Annotated in this window: 2 protein-coding genes; both read left to right on the plus strand. The window is 64.7% G+C overall.

Annotation, left to right across the window (positions count from 1 at the left end; all coding sequences use genetic code 11):
- Positions 1 to 799, plus strand: a 799-nt coding sequence (locus ACFFN1_RS02040) for an integrase core domain-containing protein (RefSeq protein WP_376838123.1), incomplete at its 5' end; no start/stop codon positions are given.
- Positions 712 to 1,249 (plus strand): transposase (locus ACFFN1_RS02045; RefSeq protein ID WP_376838125.1); only part of this gene is annotated, 538 nt, incomplete at its 3' end. The genes ACFFN1_RS02040 and ACFFN1_RS02045, both read left to right, overlap by 88 nt.

Raw genomic sequence — 1,249 nt, forward strand, 5'->3', positions numbered from 1 at the left:
ACTGGTGGTCAAGCACGCGCTGGCCCATCCGGCGTGGGGGCATCGGAAGATCTGGGCGATGGTCCGCCACGACGGGCATGTGGTTTCCGAGGCGACCGTGCTGCGGATCCTGCGCGACGAGGGGCTGATTCTGCCCGCGGAGTACCAACGGGAGCGACGGAAGCTGGCCGAGCGGCGCAAGGCCGCGTTCGCCACCGAGCCGACCGGTCCGAATCAGGTCTGGCAGCTGGACTTCAGCGAGTTCGAGACCACCACCGGAGGGACCTGGCGGCTGGCCGGGTGCCGGGACTACTGGTCCAAGTACGAGCACCCCTTCCACGTTTCGCCCACCGGGAACCAGCACGACGCGATCGACGCGATCGAGTTGGCCCTGGCCGACTACGAGGCCATGTTCGGTCACCCGCTGGTCGAGGCCTGCCCGGTCGATCCCGAGACCGGTGAGCTGTTGCCCGTGGTGACCATCGTGACGGACAACGGCGGGCCGTTCCGGTCCTTCCGCTTCGAGTCCTTCATCGCCGCCCACCCCGAGCTACACCACGTGCGCACCCGAGTGAAGACCCCGGGGCAGAACGGGTCCCGTGAACGCGGCTTCGGCACGCTGAAGTACGAACGGCTCTACCTGGACGAGATTGACGACGCGATCGTGCTCGCCGAGCGGGCCGAGGACTACCGGATCGAGTACAACGAGCTCCGGCCCCACGAGGCCATCTCATGGAACCGGCCCAAGGAGGTGCACCTGGGCCTGGCCGACCCCACCACCCCGACAATCAAAACCAACGAAATCCTGCCAACTACTTGACGCGGGACACTCGGATCGATGCCGGTGAGATTGAGTTGACTGGTGATGGCGGGATGATCTCGGTGTTGATTCGTGAGGCTTTGGAACGTGGCCTGCAGGCGGAGATGACTTCGCATCTGGGCTACGAGGCCGGGGACCGGGCGGGTAAGGCGGTCACAAGCAAGCCGGTGAACGCCCGGAATGGTTCGTATACCAAGACCGTGGCCAGTCAGGTCGGAGATATCGATATCAGTGTGCCCAGGGATCGGGCGGGTTCGTTCGAGCCGGTCCTGGTGCCGAAGGGCTCCAGGAAGCTGGGCGGGCTTGATGACATGATCGTCAGCTTGTATGCCGGTGGGATGACGGTCCGGGATATCCAGCATCACCTGGCGTCGACGATCGGCACTGAGCTGTCTCATGAGACGATCGCGAACATCACTGATGCGGTGCTGGATGCGGTCATGGAGTGGC

It is taken from the genome of Brevibacterium otitidis, from assembly GCF_042429315.1.
In the GTDB taxonomy this organism is placed as follows: domain Bacteria; phylum Actinomycetota; class Actinomycetes; order Actinomycetales; family Brevibacteriaceae; genus Brevibacterium; species Brevibacterium otitidis.